This is a genomic window from Stenotrophomonas maltophilia (genome assembly GCF_047782825.1).
GTDB lineage: Bacteria > Pseudomonadota > Gammaproteobacteria > Xanthomonadales > Xanthomonadaceae > Stenotrophomonas.
Map to the genome: position 1 here is coordinate 2,093,541 of NZ_CP180589.1, position 20,698 is coordinate 2,114,238.

The window sequence follows — 20,698 nt, forward strand, 5'->3', positions numbered from 1 at the left end:
ACATGGCGATCAAACACCTGGACGTACTGAAACTGCTTGCCGCCGCCGGCCTGGTCGAGGCCATCGACGGCGACGTCAAGCGCTGCGCGCTTTGGGCGCGACTCGGCCCTGAGGCAGCAAAGCGCGAGCCTGCGCAGATCGGTGCAGAGGTGATCGAAAACGTGCTGCTGCGCTGGAACTGCATCCTGCAGGCCGACCCGGCCGAGGTGGCGCCGCTGTATGTCCACAAGACCGCGTTGGCGCTGGCGGTGTGCCTGCACCGGCAGGGCTTCGTCGATGCGCAGCTCACCGACGCAGCGGTTGCGGCCATTGCGGCGTTGAATGCCGCCGTGGCGCTGAATGACGTATTTCACCGTCGCCGCGCGGATATCGAGGCGCTGCTGCGCAGCCCGGCAGTGATGCCGGCACGTCGTCCCCCGCTGTTGAAAGCGCAGACCGCGTGGCGCGCCGGTGACGTGGTCGGCATGCAGGTGGCCGACCGCCACCATGCCTTCCATGTGCTGCAGGTCAGCCAGGGCGCTCCCATTGTGGAGTTCTACGATATCGTGCAGGACACGCCGCTGGCATGGGAACACCTGCAGGGCGTCATCGCCCGTGGCAAGCAGCTCAACGACGGCTGCGAATACCTGGACCGTTACGCGCTGTACAGCCTGCAGTACCAGCCCGACCCCGCCCACCAGTTCCGCCTGCTGGCCAGCGGCATCACGCACGGGCCGGACAACGCACACCTTGCCCGGCACAGCGCCCTGTACGTGGTGACCGATATCTTCCGCATGGCGCGTGAGCTGCTGCCGTAGTCCAGGCCTGCGAAGAATGCACCGCCCGCCGCCACTCCCCAGGTGAGGTGCGCTCTGCCTGCACAGAGCTGCAGCGCTCACACCCACGCAGTAGCGTGGATGGGCGGCGGGCGATGCGGGTTGGCGTACCGGAAGACTCTGGAGAAGACTCTGGAGCGGACCGGCGGATCGGGATGATCCCCACGCATCACCCGCCACGGACCAGCGGGCCGCGTCATCCGGAAGCCGTCCTCCCTGGACAGCTTCCGGACACGCGCCCGAGTTTTTTGGGACGCCAATCCCAGCCAGCCACGAAGGCCGGCGAAGGGATGCTGACGGCGCGTGCCGACGCTGGCCGTTGGGGTCACCAGCAGCCCCGCCGCAGGAATGTGAGGATCGCCAATGCGACGCGCTGAAGCCCTTGTCCTGCAGTGCCCGCGCATCGGCGTCGCAACGCGCGGCAACCGGCACTTCAGGCACCACCGGCGCGGCAAAGACACGCCACAATGTCGATCAAGACAGATGCTGCTGGGCGGCCAGTGCCAGGAAGTGCTGCAGCACCGGCCCAGCTACGCCCGGTCGCGTGCAGAACTGCAGTTCGAAGGCCGCCTCGGCGCCGTCGATCACGCGGTACACCACTTCCTGCGGACGGAAGCTGGCCATGCTGGCCGGCACGATCGCCACACCCGCATCCACCGCCACCAGCGACAGCACCGCGTGCATGCCCTGTGCTTCCTGCACCACCCGCGGGGTGAAGCCCGCCGCTGTGCACAGCCCCAGCACCTGTGCGTGGAAACCGATGCCTTCGGCAGCCGGCCAGGAAACGAAGGGTTCCTCCACCAGCGCGGCAACCTGCAGCCCCTTGGCCGCCGCCAGGCGATGCGACCGCGGCAGCGCGATCGCAAGGCGGTCCTGATCGAAGGCCTGCAGCACCAGTTCGGCGGCGGGGATCGGCGGAATCAGCAGCCCCAGATCGATGCGTTCCTCGCGCAGCCACAACTGTTGCTGGTGCGTGGTGGCCTCATGCAGGTGCAGCTGCACCTGCGGGTAGGCCTGGCGGAACTGGCGGATCAGGCCAGGCAGCCGGCCATACAGCGCGCTGCCCACATAGCCCACGCGCAGGCTGCCGGTCTGCCCTGCCGCCGCTTCACGGGTACGCTGCAGCGCCTGTTCGGCCTGCAGCAGGGTGGCCCGCGCTTCCACCAGCAACGTGTGCCCGGCAGCGGTCAGGCCCAGCGTGCGGTTGCCGCGCTCGATCAGGCTGGTGCCGACCTCGTCCTCCAGCCGCCGCATCGCCGCGGTCAGCGGTGGCTGCGACATATGCAGGCGTGCGGCGGCACGATGGAAGTGCAGTTCTTCAGCAACCGCCACGAACTGGCGGAGCAGGCGCAGATCGATCATCGCAGGACAGGCAGCGGACAGGCTGCCTAGGGTACGCGCTCAACCGCGTGCGTCGACACTCGGCCGTGCGATCACCGGCCACTGCAGGGCCACCGCTTCGATGCTGTCGGCCACCACCGCACGCAGGTCGCGCGGGTAGGCAACATGCTCGGCGTCCTGCAGGCGCAGCGCGTGGAACTGCCCGTTGCTGGCACGCAGCACCCAGCCACCGTCGCGGCAGCGCGTGGATGCAAGGAAGGCCACGCCCGTGGCCACCGTGTCCGGGTGCAGTTCATCAGGTTCACCATCGATGCCCCACATGCGGGTCTTGGCCACCGGTGAAACCGCGTTGACCACGATGCCGTGTTCGGCGCCTTCCAGCGCCAGCACGTTCACCAGGCCCTGCGCGGCCAGCTTGGCCATCGCATAGGCGGACAGCCCGCGCTGCGCATACTGCGGGTACAGCGCGCGGTCGGACGTGGTCAACACGATGCGTCCACCGCCGGCCGCACGCATGGCCGGCCATGCCGCCTGTGCCAGCCACAGCGGCGTCTTGGCGGCCAGGCACAGCATCCGCTCCAGCTCGGCATCATCGATGTCTTCCAGCGCCTGGTAGGCCACCCAGCCCGCGTTGTGGATGAGGAAATCCAGGCGGCCGTGGCGCTGCAGGATGTCGCTCACCAGGGCATGGCAGCGCTCGCGCTGGTCGATGGCAGCGCTGGCCGCCTCCACCGACAGTCCCTGCGCCTGCAGCGCCTGCGTGCACTGGCCGATGCGCAGCGGGTCACTGCCCGCGCCGTCCACGCCCGCGCCGATGTCATGCATGACCACATGCGCGCCACGCTGCGCCAGCAGACGGCTGTACGCCAGGCCAAGGCCGCCGGCCGCGCCGGTGACAAGGCCGACCTGGCCCTGGAAACAAATACTGGAAATCGGCTTCATCGGCCCAGCATCGGGCAACGGCGGGTGCGCAGGCCAATACTGTTGAGGCCCGGTGGCGATACGGCAAAGCTATCGCGCCAGCTGCTTCAACGGCTGAGGGGTTCAGCGGCTGAAGCGGCGCGCGCCGGCCACGCACACCACTGCGGCCATCGTGACCAGCAGCATGCCCACGCTGACCGTTTCGTGCAGCAGCACGGCCGCCAGTGCCAGGCCGAAGAACGGCTGCAGCAGCTGCAACTGGCCCACTGCCGCGATACCGCCCTGGGCCAGCCCGCGATACCAGAACAGGAAGCCGAGCAGCATGCTGAAGACCGCCACATAGCCCAGCGCCCACCATGCCGGCGCGCCCACGGCGGCGAGCGACAGCGGGCGCATCAGTACGGTCAACGGCAGCATCACCGGCAAGGCCAGCAACAATGCCCAGCTGATCACCTGCCAGCCGCCCAGATGGCGCGCCAGGCGCCCGCCTTCGGCATAGCCCAGGCCGCACACCACGATCGCCGCCAGCATCAGCAGATCGGCCTGCAGCGAGGCTTCGATGCCGTTGCGTGCGGCGTAGCCCACTACGCACGCGCTGCCCAGCAGCGAGAACAGCCAGAACGCCGGCCGCGGCCGCTCGCCGCCGCGCAGCACACCGAAGAGGGCCGTACTGAGCGGCAGCAGGCCCACGAAGACGATGGTGTGTGCCGACGATGCATGGCGCAGGGCCAGCGCCGTCAGCAGCGGAAAGCCCACCACCACGCCCAGGCTGACCAGGGCCAGGCCAGGCAGGTCGGCGCGCGCCGGGCGCGGTTGCCGCAACGCCAGCAGCAGGGCCAGACCCAGCACGGCCGCAATGCTGGCGCGCGCGGCCGTGACGAAGCCGGCATCCAGCTCCATCACCGCCAAGCGGGTAGCCGGCAGCGAGCCGGCGAAGATCACCACACCGATGAAGCCATTGAGCCACCCGCTTGCCGACCGTTGCACGCTGCCATCCACTGCGAAGGGCACTGCACGGCCCGGGTCTTCATTGGGCCATCCTGGGGGCGCGGCACCCAGCTACAATCCAGTACAGTCCGAAGTAACTGTACTGGTCACACTTCCCACACAGTCGCCGCCCATGTCCCTCGCCCGCAGCCGTATCGACACCGTCATCCACGCCGTGCGCACGCGCATCGCCGCGCGCCAGGACGGGCCGGGCGCGCGCCTGCCGTCGGTGCGTGCGCAGGCCTCGGCCATGGGCGTTTCCGTGTCCACCGTGGTCGAAGCGTACGAGCGCCTGGCCGCCGAAGGGCTGATCGCCGCGCGCGCGGGTTCGGGTTTCTATGTGGCCGGTCCATTGCCGCCCTTGGCGCTGGCCGCGATGGAGCCACGCCGGGATCGCGTGGTGGATCCGCTGTGGGTGTCGCGGCAATCGCTGGAAACCCCGGCCGACCACCTCAAGCCCGGCTGCGGCTGGATGCCCAGCGATTGGCTGTACCAGGATGGGGTTCGCCGCGGCCTGCGCCGCATGGCGCGTGCCGAGCCCGCCCATCTGGCCGACTATGCCAGCCCGCTGGGGCTGCCGGCGCTGCGCCAGTCACTGCAGCGGCGTGCGGCCGGCCTGGGCATCGAGGTACCACTGGACCAGCTGCTGCTGACCGAATCGGGCACGCATGCGGTCGACCTGGTCTGCCGCCTGCTGCTGAAACCGGGCGACTGTGTGCTGGTCGATGATCCCAGCTACTTCAACTACCACGCGCTGCTGAAGGCGCACCGGGTGCAGGCCATCGGCGTGCCCTATACGCCCGGCGGGCCGGACCTGGACGCGTTCGCAGCGGCCCTGCAGGCGCATGCGCCGCGCCTGTACATCACCAATTCCGGCCTGCACAACCCGACCGGCGCGGTGCTGTCGGCGGCCACGGCACACCGCCTGCTGGGGCTGGCCGAACGCAGCGGGCTGACCGTTGTCGAGGACGATATCTTCGCCGACTTCGAACTGCGCCCTGCCCCACGCCTGGCGGCGCTGGACGGCCTGTCGCGGGTGATCCATGTCGGCAGCTTCTCCAAGACCGTGTCGGCCGCCTCACGCTGCGGCTACATCGCCGCGCGGGCAGACTGGATCGATGCGCTGACCGACCTGAAACTGGCCACCAGCTTCGGCGGTGGCCATCTGGCCGCGCACCTGATGCACATCGCGCTGACCGACAGTGGCTACCGCCGGCACATGCAGGCCATCCGTGCGCGCCTGGCCGATGCCCGCAAGCACACCCTGCGGCAGGTGCAACGCCTGGGCATCACGCCCTGGCTGCTGCCCGAAGCCGGCCTGTTCCTGTGGTGCCAGCTGCCCGATGGCCGCGACGCTGCGGCACTGGCACGGCACTGCCTGGGCGAAGGCGTGGTACTGGCCCCGGGCAATGCCTTCAGCCAGTCGCAGCGTGTGGCCGACTACGTGCGCTTCAACGTGTCCCAGTGCCAGGACCCACGCATCTGGCAGGTACTGGCACGGGCGCTGCGCTGAGGCGGGTGCGGGTCACCCGGCCTCGGCCGTACCGTCCTGGCCGAGGTAGGTTTCAGCCTTGATGTCGAGCAGTTGTGGCCCGGACAGTGTCGCACCATTGAGTTCGACCCCTGCGTGCAGCGCGCGGTTGACCGCGTCCATGGTCGAACTGCGCTGGGCGATGGCCTTCAGCTGCGCCGGTGGGCCTTGGTGATGGATCTGCAGCGCGCGGCGCACGGCCACCGCGAACAGCGGCTCACGGCCGAAGGCGAAGGTGTGTTCGCTGTCATGCTCATCGCGTGCGGTGAACGTCCTCGGCAGGGTGAGGCCGTCGCTGTGCCCCAGCACCGCCAGCGCGAATGCTTCGGGCAGCCACACCAGCAGGCGGCGCATCTGCCAGTACTCGACGCCGGCGTCGGCCAGCGCCTGTTCGGCCTGGTCTTCATCCACCTCCTCCCTGCCCAGCAGGGACAACGCCAGTTCAAACGCCTCCATGGAGGGCATGGTGGGGAAGCGGTGGTGCATGGGCAACGTCCTGCATCGCAGACAGGCGCGCATCCTGGGGCAAAGTGCTGCGTGCATGCAATGCCTCTTGCGCCTCGCGGTAAAGTGGACTGTCACCCCTGCCGCAGGAACGCTTCGATGTCGACCTTCAATGATCCACAGGCCGTCGCCCACTACGCCGACGGTCCGCTGCGGCAGGTGCCGGGCTTCCTCGCCCTGCAGCAGATGAGCCAGCTGCTGCTGGCCGAGCACGTGCCCGCCGAAGGACGCGTGCTGGTGCTGGGTGCGGGCGGCGGGTTGGAACTGAAGGCCTTCGCCGAAGCGCACCCCGGCTGGTGGTTGCTGGGTGTGGATCCGGCCGCGCCGATGCTGGCGCTGGCCGAGCAGACGCTGGGGCCGCTGATGGCGCGGGTCGAACTGCTGGAAGGTTATATCGACGATGCACCCGACGTGCGTTTCGATGGCGCCAGCTGCCTGCTGACGCTGCACTTCCTCGATGCCGCACAGCGCCTGCACACGTTGCGCGAACTACACCAGCGCCTGCGCCCGGGTGCGCCGCTGGTGGTGGCCCACCACAGCGTACCGGCCGATGAAGCAGGCAAGCGCCGCTGGCTGCAGCGCTACCTGGCCTTCGCCGAGGCGTCCGGGGTGACCCATGCCGATGCCCAGCGCACGATCGAGGTCATGATCGAGCGGCTGCCGCTGCAGTCACCGGAACAGGAAGTCGGGCTGCTGGAACAGGCCGGCTTCGAGGGCGTGGAACTGTTCTATGCCGGCTTCAGCTTCAAGGGCTGGGTGGCGTACGCCGGCTGATGCGCCACAGCGTAGAGTCGAGCTAGCTCGACTGATGGCTACGGATGGAGCAGAAACAGTCGAGCAAGCTCGACTCTACGGCGATCGCACCATGGTGTTACGGCACCACGGTGATGCCGATGCGCTGCATCAACAGTGCGGCCTGCTGCACATCCAGCCGTGCGCCACGCAGGTTGACCACGCGCAAGTCCAGGTCGCCCAGCTCCGAACCGGTCAGGTCGCAGTCGGTGAAGTTGGCGCTACTCCAGTCGATGCCTTCGAACTGGCCCGCCGACAGGTCCGAACCGGCAAAGCTGGCGCCGCTGAGGTTGGCGCCGTCCCAGCGGTTCTCCCACAGCTCGCACTTTTCCAGGGTGACCCGCGAGAAGTTGGCGTAGCGCAGGTTCGACTTCTTGATGAAGGCACTGCAGAACCAGGTACGCGTGGTGATCTGGTTCATGAAGCTGGCGTTGCTGAAGTCCGCGCCCTGCGCGCGGCACTCGCTGATTTCCAGGCCCAGCGCCTTGATGAAGTTGAAATGGCACATGCTGATGTCGCAGCCGCGGAAGCTGGCCTCCTTCAGCGTGGCGCCATTGAAGCGGCAGCCGGTGCGGGTTTCAGCATCGTAGAAGCTGCAGTTGATGAATTCGGTGGCAGTGAGGTCCGCACCGGAAAAATCACACTCATGGAACTGCTGGTCGACCACTTCTTGGCCGGTGTACTGGTCGGCGGCGATGCGCAGCTTGCGGTGAACGTTGGGGGCCATCTGCATTTCCATGTCACGTGTGCCCGCCATGATGCCGCGCAGACGTGGCTTTCCGTAAGCGGCCACGCAGCCGGGTTCACCGGCAGTCCAGCGTTGCTGTGTACAAGGCACGGGCCGAATCAGCGGTGACGGCGCCGGAACTTCATCCGCAGCCGGCGGTAGCCGATCACCACGCCCGTCGCGCACAACCCTGTGCCGGCCACGCTCAACACCAGCAGCACGCCCAGCCGCGTGTTCTCCTGCCGCAGCATGCCCGGCAGGTCCCAGCTGTGCAGGAAGTAGAACAGCCAGCGGCCGACGCGTTCGCGATGGCCCAGGGTCAACAGCGGATCGCCGGTGGCCAGATCGATGTACACCCGCGTGGCATGCGCATCGCCGAAATCGGCCACGGCCACCGGGAAGCGGCGCACCGCCGCACCGTTCATCGCCTCGGGGGCGCGCGGGTAGAACCAGGCGTCGGGCGTATGCAGGATCGTGAGTGACCGCAAGGGGGCCGCACTCAGTGCCCGTGCGTGCTGCTGCAGCCACGCCACCGGCAACTGCTTCGCAAGCTGCAGCTGCCCATCCACGCGCGAGACGATGCGCGAACCGCCCTGCCCGTCCAGCAGCACCGCGAACAGTTGGCCACCGATGCGCCGCCACTGGATCTCCACCGGCGCAAAACCCGCCTGTGCCGCTGCGGCCAGCAATGCCTGCGGCTGGACCAGCGCATCATCCAGCGCCACCGCCGCACCGCGATAACGTCCGGCATTCATTGCATCCGCCGGGCTGCTGAACACCTGCAGCGGGTTCATCGACATCAACCCACTGAAAATCCAGGTGAACACGAAGGCCGAGGCCATCAAGCCGACCAGATGATGCCAGCGCATCCACGGCTCGACGTAGGGGGTCTTCGCGCCCGATCGGTAGCGGCCGCGGAAGCGCCAACGCCACACGCCCACCACGATGCCGCTGATGGCCGCCACCGTACACAGCCCGGACAACACGATCACCACCCACGTCCACACCGGGTCCACCGATTGCATGCGCAGGAAGTACAGCCAGTGCAGCCAGGCCCCCACGTAGTTCCAGCGCTGCTGATGGTACGGCGCGTCCAGCACCACCTCGCCGGTATACGAGGACACGTACAGGCTGCCGGGCTGCAGACCGCCCGCTTCCACCTTGTACAGCGGACGGTGCGCATCCAGAGCGCGTGAGTGGGTCCAGCGATCCTCGTCCACGCGCACGGCGCCGGGGAAGGCCGGGCCACCGGCAAACGCGGCCGCCGAAAGCTCGGCCTGCTGCGCAGACACCGGCAGCAGCGCGTGACCACTGCGAGCCGACCACGTGCCGATGTTCGCGCCGCTGCGCACCACGTAAACCGGTTCACCGCGCAGCGTGGTCAGCGCCACGCGCTCGGGTTCGGCCTGGACTCCGGCGGGCAACGCCGGAAGCCCCTGCAACGGTCGCCCGCCCTCAAGCGCCGGCAGGGCCGCCAGGCGCTCACCTGGCGTCAGCTTCGGGTAACCGATGAACAGCATCACCATGCCGCTGACGAACCACAGCAGCATCAACAGGCAGCCGCCAATACCCAACCAGCGGTGCAGCAGGTAGGTCCAGCGCTTGGCGGAGGATCGCAGCGACATCGGCAACGCCCTCAGAAGCGGTGGTCGAGGGTGAACTCGACGCGGCGGTCAGCGCCCAGCAACCACTGCGTGCTGGTGTAGTAGGCCGTCGCGTAGTACGCCTTGTCGAACACGTTGAACAACCGCGCGCTCACCCGCGTGCGCGGTGCTGCCTGCCAGGTCAGGGCCAGATCGGTGGTGCTGTAACTGGGCAGTTCCAGGGTGTTGGCATTGTCGGCATAGCGCTTGCCGACGTAGCGCACGCCCGCGGCGGCGGTCCAGTCGGGCAGGAACTGCCAGCTCAGCCAGGCGTTGGCCAGCCTTTCGGCCACGTTGGGAGGTACGTTGCCATCACGCGACACCAGCACCGCCGGCGAACCGGTAGTCTCGAGGAAATCCTCGAATTCGGCCTTCAGCACCGTGGCGTTGGCATCCAGCGACCAGCGCGGCGCGAAGTTCCAGTTCAGCGACGCCTCGATGCCCCGGGACGTCTGTGCCCCTATCTGCACGCGGCGGTCCGGCTGCAGCGGGTCACGACTGAGCAGGCCGGTCTTGCGGATACGATAGGCGGCCAGCGTCCACTCGCCGGTATCGAAGGCCTGCTTCAGGCCGACCTCGAACTGGCGGCCCTTGGCCAGATCGAAGGCACCGTTGGCCGGGCTGATCATCAACAGGCCACTGACCGGATCGGCCGCCTGCGAGTACTGCGCGTACAGGCTCAGCGCCGGGCGCAGGGCGAACACCGTACCCGCGCGCCAGCCGGTGCTGCTGTAGGTCCTGGAGAACGCAGCCGCACCGCTGGCCAGATCGCTACGGTCGATGCGGGCCCGGTCGTGGCGCAGCCCGCCCAGCAGCGACCAGCGCCCGGTCAGGGCCAGATGGTCTTCCACGAACAGCGCGTACTGCTCGGCACTGTTGCGATAGCGCGGCAGGTTCGGTGCATCGCTGGCGAACTCGCCCGGCACCGGATGGAACGGGTCCACCGGCCCGGAACTGCCCGCATAGGTGTTGTTGGTGTGCTTGAAGTGCGCGCGGTTCACATCCAGACCCACGGCAATGCTGTTCGCCAGACCGCCCACGCGTCCCGCCATGCGCAGGGTCGAGGTCAGCCCGGTCTGGTCCTGGTTGTGGGTGATCTGCGTGTTGCCCGAGCGATCAATCAGGCCCGTCGCGTCGTTGTAGACGTAGGCTTCGGCGTTGCGCCAGTCGCGCTGGCTGTCGATCTGGTACAGCCGCGTGCGCCATTCCAGGTTCGCCGTCGGTGTCCACAGCGCATCCAGCTGGGTCCAGCGGTCGCGGAAGCGGATCTCGCTGTCGCCCACGTTGTAGTTGCGGTGGCGCAGAGCATCCCGCTGCTGGCCATCCACCAGCGGCGTGCCGAAGTAGCGCATCGGCTGCTGGTAGCCCTGCGCATGGGTCAGGGTCAGCTGCAGGTCGGTGCGCGGCTGCCACAGCAGGGCGCCGGAGAACGTCGCATCGTTGTTGCGGCCACGGTCGACCCAACCGCCGCTGTAGTTGCCGCTCACGTCCACGCGGTAGGCCAGTTGCGGGCTGAGCGCGCCGCCACTGCCGTAGCCCAGGCGCGCGGTGTCCTCACTGCCCAGGGTCACGCTCACCTCGCTCTCGATGGCGCCGCGGGTGGGCTTCTTCGGCACGATGTTGATCACCCCGCCGATCGCACCATCGCCGTGGATGACCGAGGCTGGCCCGCGCAAGACTTCAATGCGCTCGATCGACCAAGTATCGAAGGGGAAGGTGATCCCTACCCCTCCGTACTGGCGCAGCCCGTCGTACAGGCGCATGACCGACGCGCTGTCGGTGAAGCCACGACTGGACAGCGCGCTCAGGCCATTGCCCGGATGCGGCATGGCGCTGATCGCACCGGCGCGGCTGATCGCATCGTTGAGGCTGGAATCGCCCCTCGCCTGCAGCTGGTCGCGGCCAATCACGGTCAGGCTGGCCGGCGTCTGCAGCACGTCCAAGCCCAGCGACGAACCCGCATCCGCGGTGGCGGAAAGCCCACTGCTGCGGGTGTCGACCACGCGCACGGTATCCAGGGTGGTAGGAAGCGGTGCTTCGGCGTGTACGGCAGGGGTGTGCAGCGCAAGCGCGCACAGCGCTGGCAGCGTCGCCCGGCGCAGGGCAACGACGTTGTTGTTGGTTTTCATTTTTCCACGGCATGCAATGCCGCCCCATCAACCAGGGCAGCAGGAAGAAAAACGCACGCAGTAGTGCCAGGCCATGCCTGGCAGCTTTGAATCCATCAAGGAGCGACCGCGTGCGCGGCTCAGCCAGCCAATGCCGCCGGTGGTCCACGTGCCCCCAGGCTGCCGGCGATGCGCGCCGGCAACGCCGCCACGCTGCCGCACACGGCCCGGCACACCGGCGCCAGCGGCACCAGCAGCAGGAACGCGGCGACCAGCAGGGTGATCAGCCGTGCGGCGATCAGGCAGTAATCGCAGTCCACGCCCATTTCATGATCGGCGTGCGGGTCAGCGGGGGGCTTGGCTTCGCCGCCGCCGTGCTGCATCGCCATCGCGTGGTGATCGTGGTGCCCTTCCATCGCGTGCTGTGCATGCGCGGCATGGCCTGCATGCTGCATGTGTGCCGCAGGGTCCGCATGCGGTGCAGGCTCCGCCCGACCCGGGATAGCCAGGGCCGTTGCTGCAGGCACAGGCGCAGGCCCGTGCGCCAGCCAGCGACTCACCAGCGGGGCGAGCAGCACCAGCAGCAGGGCAAGCCCGGCCAGGGCCAGCAGCAGACGGTGGAAACGGGAACGGCGCACCCGGCCATTCTACGTGTCCACGGCCAACCCTGGACCTCGTTCAGGGTTTACATGCGGGGCCTGCGACATCATGACGCAGGCCCCGCCAGGGTGCCCCTGCAACGGGCACACCACCACTCAGAACCGCGTCGGCTGGCTGACCGCGCGTTCCAGGAACATGACGCCCGCCTGCAGGCTGTTGCGGGCGTTCTCAAGCCAGCGCTCCGGATCGGCCAAGGCATATCGCTCCTGCGCATCCACATCCCCCGAGTCGGCCAGGTCGGCCATCTGCAGATGGATGCGGTTTTCAACCAGACTGACCAGCACGGCCAGTTCGGCCGAGAGTCCGGCGATACGTTCGGTGAATCCAGCGTCGTTGCTGTTGAGAGACATGTCCCCTGTTCCTATGCGTTGCGGTGTTGATTGATGGCCTCGAAACGCTCGGCGCAGGCCGGCCCGCAGAAGAGCCTGGCGGGGTCGTTGTCGAAGTCTTCGCTGCAGTCCGGGTTGCGGCATTCTCCGTTGGGCGTGAGGGGAGCAAAGGTGCTGGCCCGCGATGCGTGCCGTGCCAGTGCGCGTTGCAGATGGCGCGCTTCCAGTTCCTGCGCTTCGTCGATGGTGTCCGTCATGCGGCTTGTATTTTATCGAGGGGTGGTCGCACCGGCTGAGAACGGCAGCGGCGCATCGGAACGGCGTGGAATACACGGCAGAACGCGTGTTCGGCGGCAAGGGACGGAGGGCATGCAGACTCCTTGTGCATGGGCGCCCGGGCAGGCGCAACGGGAAGGGAAACGCGCCGCCGCAGGGCAATGGCGGGGCGTGGTTGAATGATCGAAGAAAGGGTTCTCGCAACCTGCGACGGCACAGGGCGGATATCGCGGATCGCGACCGGCATCGCAGAACCACACGGCCGACGCCGCTGAGGGAAGCCGCCGCCCCAGCAACGGGGATGAACGTTGCCGAAAGGTGTTGTGGAGCGCATTCTGATCCGGCATCATGCCGCAGTCAACACCTTTCATCACCTGCAGATCTTCTGCCGCTGCGCGCGGCGGGACGCGGCCGCTATGGCCGCAGCAGGGCCGCCGCGCGTAACGCGGCGGTGATCGGATCCACGCAGCACAGGGGAGCGCCGAATGCAGATCCAGCATCCATCACAGGACATCGTCGCCGCCTTCCTGCAGGCCATGCATGTACAGGGCATCGTGCCGGACCCACGCGGCTGCGATGCCCTCAACGCCAATGGCGAGCTGGTCCGTTTCCATGTACAGGGTGACCGCCGTGGCAGCCGTAACGGCTGGGCCGTGCTGTTCGGCGATGGGGTGCCGGCAGGCGAGTTCGGCAGCTGGCGCACCGGCACCACGCATACCTGGTGCGCACGCGCGGCCACCACCTTGACCGCGGCCGAGCAGCGCGCGGTCCGCCAGCGCCAGGAACGTGTACGCAGCGAGCGCGAGCAGCAGCAGCGCCTGCGCGAGGACGAAGCGGCACGCCTGGCCAACGCGCTGTGGAACCGCGCTGCGCCGGCCGATCCCGGCCATCCCTACCTGCTGCGCAAGAACGTGCAGGCCCATGGCCTACGGGTGGCGGCGTGGCCGGTGCGCAACGGCGAAGGCGAGGTCTTCCGCCAGATCGACAATGCCCTGCTGGTGCCGGTGATGAACGCCACGGGCAGGATCGTCTCGCTGCAGGCGATCTTCCCGCGCGTGGATCCGGCCTTCGGGCGGGACAAGGACTTCCTGGCCGGCGGCCGCAAGCAGGGCTGCTTCCATGTGATCGGCAAGCCCTCGGCCGGCACGCCCATCGCCATTGCCGAAGGCTATGCCACCGCCGATTCCATCCACCAGGCCACCGGTTGGTGCGTGGTGGTCGCCTGGGACGCCGGCAACCTGGCGGCAGTGGGCAAGGCCTGGCGCACGGCCATGCCCGATGCGCAGATCGTATTCTGCGCCGACAACGACCAATGGACGCGGCAGCCGCTGGACAACCCCGGCGTGACCCTGGCCACCCGCGCGGCGGCGGAGATCGAGGCGCGCGTGGTGTGGCCGGAATTCGCCGAACTGCATGGCAGCAGCGACCGCCCCACCGACTTCAATGACCTGCATCTGCGCGAGGGGCTTGCCGCCGTTCGCGCCCAGGTGCTTCCAGCGCCCAGCGACACCGGTGAATCCAGCACGGACGAAGCCGATGGCATGCGCGCGGACGGGCGCTACCTGGTGCCAGGCAATCTGTCCGCGTTCGACGTGCTCACCCCCTTCCCCGATTTCAATGCGCGTGGCCGCCCACTGCCCACGGCGCGTAACCTGGCCGAGCTGTGCCGGCGCACCGGCGTGACGGTGCGCTACAACGTCATCAAGAAGGATCTGGAGATCCTGGTGCCTGGCCTGCAGACCACGGTGGACAACGCCAAGGAAGTGGCCGCCGGCGAACTGATGGATGGCATGCACCGCGCCGGCATGGCGACCGGCAGCTTCGAAACCAACCTCTGCCAGGTGGCCGAGGCCAACCCCTACAACCCGGTAGCTACGTGGATCACCTCGCGGCCATGGGATGGCCAGTCGCGGCTGCAGGCCTTCTTCGACACCGTGCAGGAAGCCGAGCCCCGGCGCATCGCCGACGGCCGCGTGCTGAAGGAAGTGCTGATGCGCCGCTGGCTGATTTCCGGCGTGGCTGCGGCATTCGAGCCCGATGGCGTGGTCGCCCGCGGCGTGCTGACCTTCGTGTCGCGGCAGAACCTGGGCAAGACACGCTGGGCCCGGCAGCTGGCACCGCCGGAGCTGCAGCTGATCGCCGATGGCGTGGTGCTGGACCCGGCCAACAAGGACAGCGTCAAGCAGGTCATTTCCAAGTGGATCGTCGAACTGGGCGAAGTCGATGCCACCTTCCGTCGCACCGACATCGCGGCGCTGAAATCCTTCATCTCGCGCAGCTACGACGAGCTGCGCCGCCCCTACGCACGGACCGAATCGCGTTACGCGCGGCGCACCATCCTGTTTGCCAGTGTCAACGACGAACGCTTCCTGCGTGACGCCACCGGCAATACGCGCTGGTGGACCGTGCATGCCGTGGCGCTGGGCGAGCCGGCGCGCATCGACATGCAGCAGGTCTGGGCCGAGGCGCACGCGCTGTATCGCGCCGGTGAGACCTGGCATCTGGATACCCAGGAACTGGAGGCCCTGAACGCCACCAACAGCGAGCACGAACCGATTTCACCGGTCGCTGAAATGATCGATCGCAGCTTCAACTGGGCCGTGGCCGAGCAGCACTGGAGCGCGCAGTACCGCGCCACCGAGATCGCCATCGCGATCGGCATCGACCGCCCCAGCCGGCGTGATGTCAACGAAGCGGCCGCCTATGTGGTCAAGCGGCACGGCGTACGTACGCGCGTGGTCGGCAAGGAGCGGGCCAAGGTCTGGCTGATGCCACCGCGCCAGCACAACCCTGCCGGGAGCGTGTTCCAGCGCCCGGAGATGCATGTAGATGAAAGGTGTTGACTAAGTCATCCCCAGCAGGCATCATTCCGGTCACGGCTGCGCCACCCCAGAAGGAGCTTCCGACGTGTCCTGCTTCGTTCCCCGTTGCCTGGTACATGCATTTCCCACTGCACTTGGAGCGGCCCGATGAGGCCTGCCCTGCTGCATGACTTCGAAGGCGAGCAACTGACCGTTCGCCAGATCCACCTGCGGGTGCCCGCGCTGTCCGAGCGCACCATCCGTGACCACCTGGCAGCCGGCCGCCGTACCCGCACGGACATGCTCGCCTTTGATCCCATTGCCGCGGCGGCCCGCGGTGGCCGCATGACCCAGCGCCTGCTGCGTGCGCGCATCGATGCCGGCCACTGACCGCGCAGCCGCTTCCCCCTTCCAGGAGCAGAACCCCTTGAATGCCCTCCCCTTCGACAGCGGCCACCGCATGATCGCCGACATCCTCGCCACGGCCTTTGCCCGGCCCGCGCTGCACGGCGCGGCAGCCCGCCCGCTGCCTGCAGCGCCGGCACCGCTGCAGATCGGCATCACCGGCCACGCCGGCGCCGGCAAGGACACCCTGGCCAATGGGCTGGCCTCGGCCCTGGGGCTGCCCTGCGTCGGCCGCCGCGGGGCCCTGCGCGTCCCGCCCGCAGGCGCCATCGTGGTTGGCGTGCGCCAGGCCGACGAAGCCGAAGCGATCCGCCGCCGCGGTGGCGTTGTGGTGCGGGTGCTGCGCCCGGGCCACGCCGCTGGGGAAGGGCAGCTGCCCGATGCGCTGGTGGACATCGAGGTGGTCAACGACCGCACCCCGGCCGACCTGGTGCGCATCGCGCTGGATCGGCTGATGTGCCAAGGGGTGGTCTAAGCCCCCTGTCACCGCGTTTCCTGCGGCCCGTGCGGGCCGCGCATTCCCCGGCCCGCAAGGGCCGCCTGCGCAGGTTGCGACCCATCATCGGCGAAAATGATGTAAGGTCGTCCCCCAACAGTGACGGCACCTGCCGTCACCCTGCATCCCCAACCGATTTCGCTGAGAGGAAATGTCATGGAGGTCGAACAGTTCACGTCGACTCGCCAGAAGGCCATCGAATTGTTCAAGTCCCAGCCAAAGGATGGAAAGAACACGATCAGCCTGGATGCGATCTTCATCGCGCTGTGCAATGTGCAGGCCCAGCCCGAGGCCGACAGCAAGGCCGACCGTACTGCCGTGCGACCCGGCAACCAGCAGCCTCCCGCGCCGTGGTTCACCGAAACCCTGGCCGCGCTGAAGGGCAAGGGCGAATCGGTCACCGTGGCCCGCTTCCTGATGTTCGCCAACCGTTTTCCGGTCAAGCGCATGGACCAGGTCAATGCGGCGCGCTGGTTGCGCGATGCCGGCCATATCCCGCGCAAGACCGGCGGCAATCTCGTGTTCGATCTGTGATCGAGCCCTCCAGGCAGTCCTGAAGCCCCGGCATCGTCCGGGGCTTTTTCGTTTCAGGCGCTCCCTGCCCGCCAGGCGGTGAGGATGACGCCGGAAGACGTCCTCACCCTGTCCCTGCCCTGTTCCCCTTCTCTGCCCTGCCTTTGCCAAGGGTGAGTACAAGGAGTACGGGAAATGTGGCAAACCGGAAGCAGGAACGCTGCAGGGAAGACGCCCTGCGAACGGGATCGGGGTTCATCCTCGCCCGTCCTCGCCATGGCAACGCGAATACTCGAAAGTAGCTGAAAGGTGTTGACTGGCGATACGGGATGGCAACAGTGGATAGCCATGCCACCGAGCCATCGCCCCATGAACGCCTTGCCTGACAGCATCCAGACCCTCGCCGAGGTCATCGGCGAATCCGCCGCCCTGACCCTGGTCCGCAACTGGCCGCCCAGCACGTCCAGCAGCACCGGCCGCCATCGCGTCATCGTCTACATTCCAGCCACCCTGCCCGATCGCCACCGCCTGATCGACATCCTCGGCCATGCCGATGCACAGCGGCTGGTCGCCCACTTCGGTGGCGAGCTGCTGTTCCTGGCCTCGTGCTTCGCCGCCGGTGCGCACGACCGCCGCGAACGCATCGCCCGCGCCGTGGCCAGCGGCATGCCGCGTGACGCCGTCGCCGCCGAGTTCGGCGTATCGCAGACCACCATCAAGCGTGCCGTGCGTGGTGCACGCACGGTGATGCCGCCGGTGCATGCCGGTGTGCTCAACCGGTACCCGCGCGCATGAACGGTACCGAGCTGCTGTCCAACGTGCCCGACTGGGCCAAATACCTGGGGGGCACCTCTGGCGTGCTGGTGGCCGCGTCGCTGTGGCTGCGGCAGTGGCTGTCCTCGGCCAAGGTCGAGCGCACCGCCGATGAAGCCACCGGCAACACCCTGCGTGCGCTGCAGGAGCAACTGTCGGCCGAACGGCTGCGTGCCGATGGATTGATGCACGAACGCGAGGCCATGGCCCAGGAGATCGGCCAGCTGCGTGGTGAAGTCAGCGCCCTGCGTGCGCAGATCGCCCAGCAGAGCGTGCAGATCGATGCCCTGCTGGACCTGGTGCGCAAGCGCGGGAGCACGGCATGACCGCCGCCGCAGCCAGTGCCCTGGGCGGCACCAACGTCGCCGCCTTCCTGGACATGCTGGCCGTGTCCGAAGGCACCGACGTTCCCAGTCAGCGCAGCCGCGACCGCGGTTACGACGTGATCGTCGGTGGTCAATTGTTCTCCGACTACCGCGACCATCCCCGCGTCCTGGTCGCCCTGCCGCGCTATGGCATCTCCTCCAGTGCCGCCGGGCGCTACCAGTTCCTGCGCAGCACCTGGGACGATCTCCGCCGTCGCCTGGACCTGCCCGACTTCGGACCGGTTTCGCAGGACCGCGCCGCCGTCGCACTGCTCAGGCAATGCGGCGCCTACGAACTGGTCCGTGTCGGCCGCTTCGAGGCGGCGGTCAGCGCCGCACGCCACATCTGGGCCTCGCTGCCAGGCGCCGGCTACGGGCAGAAGGAGCACGCGCTGGACACGCTGAAGGCTGCCTACCGCGCCGCCGGTGGAGCCCTGCAGTGATCCTCCCACGCTCCCTGCTGCTGGGCGGCTACGCGGCCAGCTGCGCCGCCTGCGCGGTGCTGGGCTGGGAACTGCGTGACCGCAGTGCCGACCTGGCGCAGGCAACCGCACAGCACCACGCGCAGGCCGCGCGTGCCGACGCTGCGCAGGCCGCCCTGCAGCAGGACCGTGGCAACCATCGCGCTGGCACCGCCAGCGAAACCCGGTACCTCGCCGCGCAGGCGGCACACGCGCGCCGGTTCACCACCATTGAACGGGACATCCAGACCCATGCACAGAACCCCCACCGCGATCGCGGCGATGCTGATCCTGAGTTCGTGCGCATCTGGCGCGAAGCGAACGCCGGCGGCGCCCCTTCCCCCTGACCTGCACATCGCACCCGCGCAGCTGCAGCCACCGCCGGACCTGCCGGACCTGACCGGCGCCGACGACCTGGCCCTGCTGCGCAACCACGTGGCCGTGGCGCGCCAGTACCACGCGCTGGCCGACCAGCTGCGCGCGCTGCTGTGCAGCCTGGGCAGCCAGCGCGGCTACACCGTCAACGGCACGCCACCGGTCATCCCTGCCGGTTGTGAGGCACCGCCCTGACAGCGGCACGGCCACGCCTGCAATGCCCCGCCGCATCCCCTCCCGCGAGACTGCGCGCCCGCCTGGATACAGGCCGCCGCCTTCCTTCTTCCACGCACGAGCTGACATGGCCAACGATACCTCTCCACTCAATCTGGATGCGCTGCACGCCGCGATCGAGGCCGCCATCCGTATCGCCTTCCCCGATTTTGCGACCGTCGAGTTCTACCGCAGCGGCGCCGCCGACACACCGCCGATGCCGGCCTGCCTGCTGTCGATGACACGGTGCGACCGCAGCCGGGAAAACCTTGATGGCGATGGCCAGATGAAGGCCGCGCTGCGCTTCGAGGCGCGTATCAGCGTGGCCGACAGCACGCCCGGCGCATCCCTGCAGTTGCGCAGTACCGCCGTAGCGCTGGCGAGCTGGCTGCACCAGCTGGGCCGCTTCCCCGGCGCGCCCAGTGATGCCATCGATGTGATCGCCGCACTGCCGGCCGCCACCAGTGCCACGCCGGACGCGGCACCGGCCTGGATCGTCGAATGGACGTTGCCGGTCGCGCTGGGTCGCAGCGCATGGCAGGACGGCGATGGGGTGACACCGCGGGCGTCCTTCAGCTTCGCACCGGACATCGGCCGTGCGTACGAGGATGACTACCAGCCGTTGCCGGAGCGCGCGCCATGAGCGCCGAACAGTCGCGCCTGATCGGCAACCTGCTGATGCTCGGCGTGGTGCGCGAACTGGACGATGCACAGGGCCGCGTGCGCGTGGATGCCGACGGCATGCTCACCGACTGGATCCCCTGGGTGGAGCAACGCGCCGGGCCGGGCGTGCGCAGCTGGTGCGCGCCCGAACCGGGTGAGCAGGTGGTGCTGGCCTGCCCCTACGGCGATCCCGGCCAGGCCGTGGTGATCGGCAGCCTGCACCAGGATCGTTTCCCCGCGCCGGCCGATTCTCACCAGGTCCACCGCACGCAGTACGCCGACGGCAGCCTTGTCGAGTACGACCGCCAGACCACCACGCTGACCGTCACCGTCGGCACCGGCCAGGTGATCGTCAACTGCGCCCGCGCCGAAGTGCATGCCAGTGAATCGGTGCTGCTCGACACGCCGTCGGTGCAAGCGACCGGCGATCTGGAGGTCAGTGGCGCGATCACCGCCGGCAAGGACATCAGCACGCCAGGCGAAGTCAAGGCCGGCGCCATCGGCCTGAAGGCACACAAGCACACCGCGCAGGGCCCGACCGCACCGACCACGCCTGCACAGGCATGACGGGCCACCCCTGCAATGCCCTGAAAACCCCTACTCCACGACGATAGAGACCATGCGAGGAATCGACGCCAACACCGGCAAATCCCTGGATGGGCTGGCCCATCTGCATCAATCCGTGCGTGACGTTCTCACCACGCCCCTGGGTTCACGGGTCCTGCGCCGCGAGTACGGCTCGCGCGTGTTCGAACTGATCGATGCGCCGACCAACCGGTCGCTGCGCATGGACCTCACCGCGGCCACCGTCGACGCGCTCGCGCGTTGGGAACCGCGACTGCACGTCGAGAACGTCGACGTGTCCATCCCCGCCCCTGGCGTGATGATCCTGGCAGTGACCGGAATCCATCTGCCCGACGGCGAGGTCCTCACCATCGAAGGAATCGAGGTTCGCTGAC

Annotated in this window: 25 protein-coding genes; 15 read left to right on the forward strand and 10 right to left on the reverse strand. The window is 68.2% G+C overall.

From position 1 onward, the window contains the following. Positions 1-2: 2 nt before the first annotated feature. Positions 3-797 (forward strand): hypothetical protein, encoded by a 795-nt coding sequence (locus ACM2ZB_RS09755; RefSeq protein WP_416058339.1) that lies wholly within the window; start codon positions 3-5, stop codon positions 795-797. 492 nt (positions 798-1,289) lie between these two features. Here the strand turns inward: ACM2ZB_RS09755 and ACM2ZB_RS09760 are convergent, their stop codons facing one another. The 3 genes from ACM2ZB_RS09760 to ACM2ZB_RS09770 all read right to left on the reverse strand — a co-directional run bounded on the left by ACM2ZB_RS09760 (position 1,290) and on the right by ACM2ZB_RS09770 (position 4,064). Next, positions 1,290-2,177, reverse strand: a complete 888-nt coding sequence (locus ACM2ZB_RS09760) for a LysR family transcriptional regulator (RefSeq protein WP_416058340.1) — start codon at positions 2,175-2,177, stop codon at positions 1,290-1,292. A gap of 39 nt (positions 2,178-2,216) precedes the next feature. Then, positions 2,217-3,098 (reverse strand): SDR family NAD(P)-dependent oxidoreductase, encoded by an 882-nt coding sequence (locus ACM2ZB_RS09765; protein ID WP_416058341.1) that lies wholly within the window; start codon positions 3,096-3,098, stop codon positions 2,217-2,219. A 102-nt stretch (positions 3,099-3,200) separates the two neighbouring features. Further along, positions 3,201-4,064 (reverse strand): DMT family transporter, encoded by an 864-nt coding sequence (locus ACM2ZB_RS09770; protein WP_416058342.1) that lies wholly within the window; start codon positions 4,062-4,064, stop codon positions 3,201-3,203. Positions 4,065-4,197: 133 nt separating this feature from the next. Between ACM2ZB_RS09770 and ACM2ZB_RS09775 the strand changes: the two genes are divergently transcribed. Then, positions 4,198-5,577 carry a PLP-dependent aminotransferase family protein gene (locus ACM2ZB_RS09775; protein WP_416058343.1) on the forward strand — a complete coding sequence of 460 codons (1,380 nt, stop codon included), beginning with the start codon at positions 4,198-4,200 and terminating at the stop codon, positions 5,575-5,577. 12 nt (positions 5,578-5,589) lie between these two features. On the opposite strand, the gene ACM2ZB_RS09780 is transcribed toward ACM2ZB_RS09775, so the two are convergent. Then, positions 5,590-6,081: a hypothetical protein gene (locus tag ACM2ZB_RS09780; protein WP_416058344.1), complete on the reverse strand. Its 492-nt coding sequence runs from the start codon at positions 6,079-6,081 to the stop codon at positions 5,590-5,592. A 117-nt stretch (positions 6,082-6,198) separates the two neighbouring features. On the opposite strand from ACM2ZB_RS09780, the gene ACM2ZB_RS09785 reads away from it, so the two are divergent. Further along, positions 6,199-6,873, forward strand: a complete 675-nt coding sequence (locus ACM2ZB_RS09785) for a class I SAM-dependent methyltransferase (protein ID WP_416058345.1) — start codon at positions 6,199-6,201, stop codon at positions 6,871-6,873. 97 nt (positions 6,874-6,970) lie between these two features. On the opposite strand, the gene smqnr is transcribed toward ACM2ZB_RS09785, so the two are convergent. From smqnr to ACM2ZB_RS09815, 6 genes are all read right to left on the reverse strand, one after another. Continuing rightward, on the reverse strand, positions 6,971-7,618 hold the full coding sequence (gene smqnr / locus ACM2ZB_RS09790) for a SmQnr family pentapeptide repeat protein (protein WP_416058346.1): 648 nt from the start codon (positions 7,616-7,618) through the stop codon (positions 6,971-6,973). Positions 7,619-7,737: 119 nt separating this feature from the next. Continuing rightward, complete coding sequence (locus tag ACM2ZB_RS09795; RefSeq protein WP_416058347.1) at positions 7,738-9,243, reverse strand: PepSY domain-containing protein; 1,506 nt, start codon at positions 9,241-9,243, stop codon at positions 7,738-7,740. 11 nt (positions 9,244-9,254) lie between these two features. Continuing rightward, positions 9,255-11,390, reverse strand: coding sequence for a TonB-dependent receptor (locus tag ACM2ZB_RS09800; protein ID WP_416058348.1), 2,136 nt, complete (start codon positions 11,388-11,390; stop codon positions 9,255-9,257). A 119-nt stretch (positions 11,391-11,509) separates the two neighbouring features. Further along, positions 11,510-11,956, reverse strand: a complete 447-nt coding sequence (locus ACM2ZB_RS09805; RefSeq protein WP_416058538.1) for a DUF2946 family protein — start codon at positions 11,954-11,956, stop codon at positions 11,510-11,512. A gap of 168 nt (positions 11,957-12,124) precedes the next feature. Further along, positions 12,125-12,379: a hypothetical protein gene (locus ACM2ZB_RS09810; protein WP_313435029.1), complete on the reverse strand. Its 255-nt coding sequence runs from the start codon at positions 12,377-12,379 to the stop codon at positions 12,125-12,127. Positions 12,380-12,390: 11 nt separating this feature from the next. Then, positions 12,391-12,615 (reverse strand): hypothetical protein, encoded by a 225-nt coding sequence (locus ACM2ZB_RS09815; protein ID WP_313435027.1) that lies wholly within the window; start codon positions 12,613-12,615, stop codon positions 12,391-12,393. A gap of 504 nt (positions 12,616-13,119) precedes the next feature. Between ACM2ZB_RS09815 and ACM2ZB_RS09820 the strand changes: the two genes are divergently transcribed. The 12 genes from ACM2ZB_RS09820 to ACM2ZB_RS09875 all read left to right on the forward strand — a co-directional run bounded on the left by ACM2ZB_RS09820 (position 13,120) and on the right by ACM2ZB_RS09875 (position 20,697). Further along, positions 13,120-15,477: a VapE domain-containing protein gene (locus ACM2ZB_RS09820; RefSeq protein ID WP_416058349.1), complete on the forward strand. Its 2,358-nt coding sequence runs from the start codon at positions 13,120-13,122 to the stop codon at positions 15,475-15,477. A gap of 126 nt (positions 15,478-15,603) precedes the next feature. Further along, positions 15,604-15,825 (forward strand): hypothetical protein, encoded by a 222-nt coding sequence (locus ACM2ZB_RS09825; RefSeq protein WP_416058350.1) that lies wholly within the window; start codon positions 15,604-15,606, stop codon positions 15,823-15,825. 37 nt (positions 15,826-15,862) lie between these two features. Further along, complete coding sequence (locus tag ACM2ZB_RS09830; protein ID WP_313435021.1) at positions 15,863-16,315, forward strand: hypothetical protein; 453 nt, start codon at positions 15,863-15,865, stop codon at positions 16,313-16,315. 177 nt (positions 16,316-16,492) lie between these two features. After that, the gene (locus ACM2ZB_RS09835) at positions 16,493-16,870 is read left to right on the forward strand and encodes a hypothetical protein (RefSeq protein WP_416058351.1); all 378 of its coding nucleotides are present in this window, start codon (positions 16,493-16,495) and stop codon (positions 16,868-16,870) included. A 348-nt stretch (positions 16,871-17,218) separates the two neighbouring features. Further along, the gene (locus ACM2ZB_RS09840) at positions 17,219-17,644 is read left to right on the forward strand and encodes a helix-turn-helix domain-containing protein (protein WP_416058352.1); all 426 of its coding nucleotides are present in this window, start codon (positions 17,219-17,221) and stop codon (positions 17,642-17,644) included. After that, positions 17,641-17,988 (forward strand): hypothetical protein, encoded by a 348-nt coding sequence (locus ACM2ZB_RS09845; RefSeq protein WP_416058353.1) that lies wholly within the window; start codon positions 17,641-17,643, stop codon positions 17,986-17,988. The genes ACM2ZB_RS09840 and ACM2ZB_RS09845 overlap by 4 nt, the downstream gene beginning before the upstream one ends. Then, positions 17,985-18,470, forward strand: a complete 486-nt coding sequence (locus ACM2ZB_RS09850; RefSeq protein WP_416058354.1) for a glycoside hydrolase family 104 protein — start codon at positions 17,985-17,987, stop codon at positions 18,468-18,470. The genes ACM2ZB_RS09845 and ACM2ZB_RS09850 overlap by 4 nt, the downstream gene beginning before the upstream one ends. Next, on the forward strand, positions 18,467-18,835 hold the full coding sequence (locus ACM2ZB_RS09855; RefSeq protein WP_416058355.1) for a hypothetical protein: 369 nt from the start codon (positions 18,467-18,469) through the stop codon (positions 18,833-18,835). The genes ACM2ZB_RS09850 and ACM2ZB_RS09855 overlap by 4 nt, the downstream gene beginning before the upstream one ends. Further along, positions 18,771-19,058 (forward strand): hypothetical protein, encoded by a 288-nt coding sequence (locus ACM2ZB_RS09860; protein ID WP_416058356.1) that lies wholly within the window; start codon positions 18,771-18,773, stop codon positions 19,056-19,058. Before ACM2ZB_RS09855 ends, ACM2ZB_RS09860 begins: the two co-directional genes overlap by 65 nt. Before the next feature lie 106 nt (positions 19,059-19,164). Beyond that, positions 19,165-19,719 carry a hypothetical protein gene (locus tag ACM2ZB_RS09865; RefSeq protein WP_416058357.1) on the forward strand — a complete coding sequence of 185 codons (555 nt, stop codon included), beginning with the start codon at positions 19,165-19,167 and terminating at the stop codon, positions 19,717-19,719. Next, positions 19,716-20,306: a phage baseplate assembly protein V gene (locus ACM2ZB_RS09870; protein WP_416058358.1), complete on the forward strand. Its 591-nt coding sequence runs from the start codon at positions 19,716-19,718 to the stop codon at positions 20,304-20,306. The genes ACM2ZB_RS09865 and ACM2ZB_RS09870 overlap by 4 nt, the downstream gene beginning before the upstream one ends. Before the next feature lie 52 nt (positions 20,307-20,358). After that, positions 20,359-20,697: a GPW/gp25 family protein gene (locus ACM2ZB_RS09875; protein WP_416058359.1), complete on the forward strand. Its 339-nt coding sequence runs from the start codon at positions 20,359-20,361 to the stop codon at positions 20,695-20,697. Position 20,698: the final 1 nt, after the last annotated feature.

Coding starts and splice junctions, on each gene's coding strand:
- ACM2ZB_RS09815 (WP_313435027.1), bottom strand. CDS start 12,615: ATGACGGACACCATCGACGAAGCGCAGGAACTGGAAGCGCGCCATCTG.
- ACM2ZB_RS09870 (WP_416058358.1), top strand. CDS start 19,716: ATGAGCGCCGAACAGTCGCGCCTGATCGGCAACCTGCTGATGCTCGGC.
- ACM2ZB_RS09785 (WP_416058345.1), top strand. CDS start 6,199: ATGTCGACCTTCAATGATCCACAGGCCGTCGCCCACTACGCCGACGGT.
- ACM2ZB_RS09775 (WP_416058343.1), top strand. CDS start 4,198: ATGTCCCTCGCCCGCAGCCGTATCGACACCGTCATCCACGCCGTGCGC.
- ACM2ZB_RS09800 (WP_416058348.1), bottom strand. CDS start 11,390: ATGAAAACCAACAACAACGTCGTTGCCCTGCGCCGGGCGACGCTGCCA.
- ACM2ZB_RS09810 (WP_313435029.1), bottom strand. CDS start 12,379: ATGTCTCTCAACAGCAACGACGCTGGATTCACCGAACGTATCGCCGGA.
- ACM2ZB_RS09840 (WP_416058352.1), top strand. CDS start 17,219: ATGAACGCCTTGCCTGACAGCATCCAGACCCTCGCCGAGGTCATCGGC.
- ACM2ZB_RS09845 (WP_416058353.1), top strand. CDS start 17,641: ATGAACGGTACCGAGCTGCTGTCCAACGTGCCCGACTGGGCCAAATAC.
- ACM2ZB_RS09755 (WP_416058339.1), top strand. CDS start 3: ATGGCGATCAAACACCTGGACGTACTGAAACTGCTTGCCGCCGCCGGC.
- ACM2ZB_RS09865 (WP_416058357.1), top strand. CDS start 19,165: ATGGCCAACGATACCTCTCCACTCAATCTGGATGCGCTGCACGCCGCG.
- ACM2ZB_RS09825 (WP_416058350.1), top strand. CDS start 15,604: ATGAGGCCTGCCCTGCTGCATGACTTCGAAGGCGAGCAACTGACCGTT.
- ACM2ZB_RS09860 (WP_416058356.1), top strand. CDS start 18,771: ATGCTGATCCTGAGTTCGTGCGCATCTGGCGCGAAGCGAACGCCGGCG.
- ACM2ZB_RS09850 (WP_416058354.1), top strand. CDS start 17,985: ATGACCGCCGCCGCAGCCAGTGCCCTGGGCGGCACCAACGTCGCCGCC.
- ACM2ZB_RS09835 (WP_416058351.1), top strand. CDS start 16,493: ATGGAGGTCGAACAGTTCACGTCGACTCGCCAGAAGGCCATCGAATTG.
- ACM2ZB_RS09765 (WP_416058341.1), bottom strand. CDS start 3,098: ATGAAGCCGATTTCCAGTATTTGTTTCCAGGGCCAGGTCGGCCTTGTC.
- ACM2ZB_RS09795 (WP_416058347.1), bottom strand. CDS start 9,243: ATGTCGCTGCGATCCTCCGCCAAGCGCTGGACCTACCTGCTGCACCGC.
- ACM2ZB_RS09875 (WP_416058359.1), top strand. CDS start 20,359: ATGCGAGGAATCGACGCCAACACCGGCAAATCCCTGGATGGGCTGGCC.
- ACM2ZB_RS09760 (WP_416058340.1), bottom strand. CDS start 2,177: ATGATCGATCTGCGCCTGCTCCGCCAGTTCGTGGCGGTTGCTGAAGAA.
- smqnr (WP_416058346.1), bottom strand. CDS start 7,618: ATGGCCCCCAACGTTCACCGCAAGCTGCGCATCGCCGCCGACCAGTAC.
- ACM2ZB_RS09780 (WP_416058344.1), bottom strand. CDS start 6,081: ATGCACCACCGCTTCCCCACCATGCCCTCCATGGAGGCGTTTGAACTG.
- ACM2ZB_RS09820 (WP_416058349.1), top strand. CDS start 13,120: ATGCAGATCCAGCATCCATCACAGGACATCGTCGCCGCCTTCCTGCAG.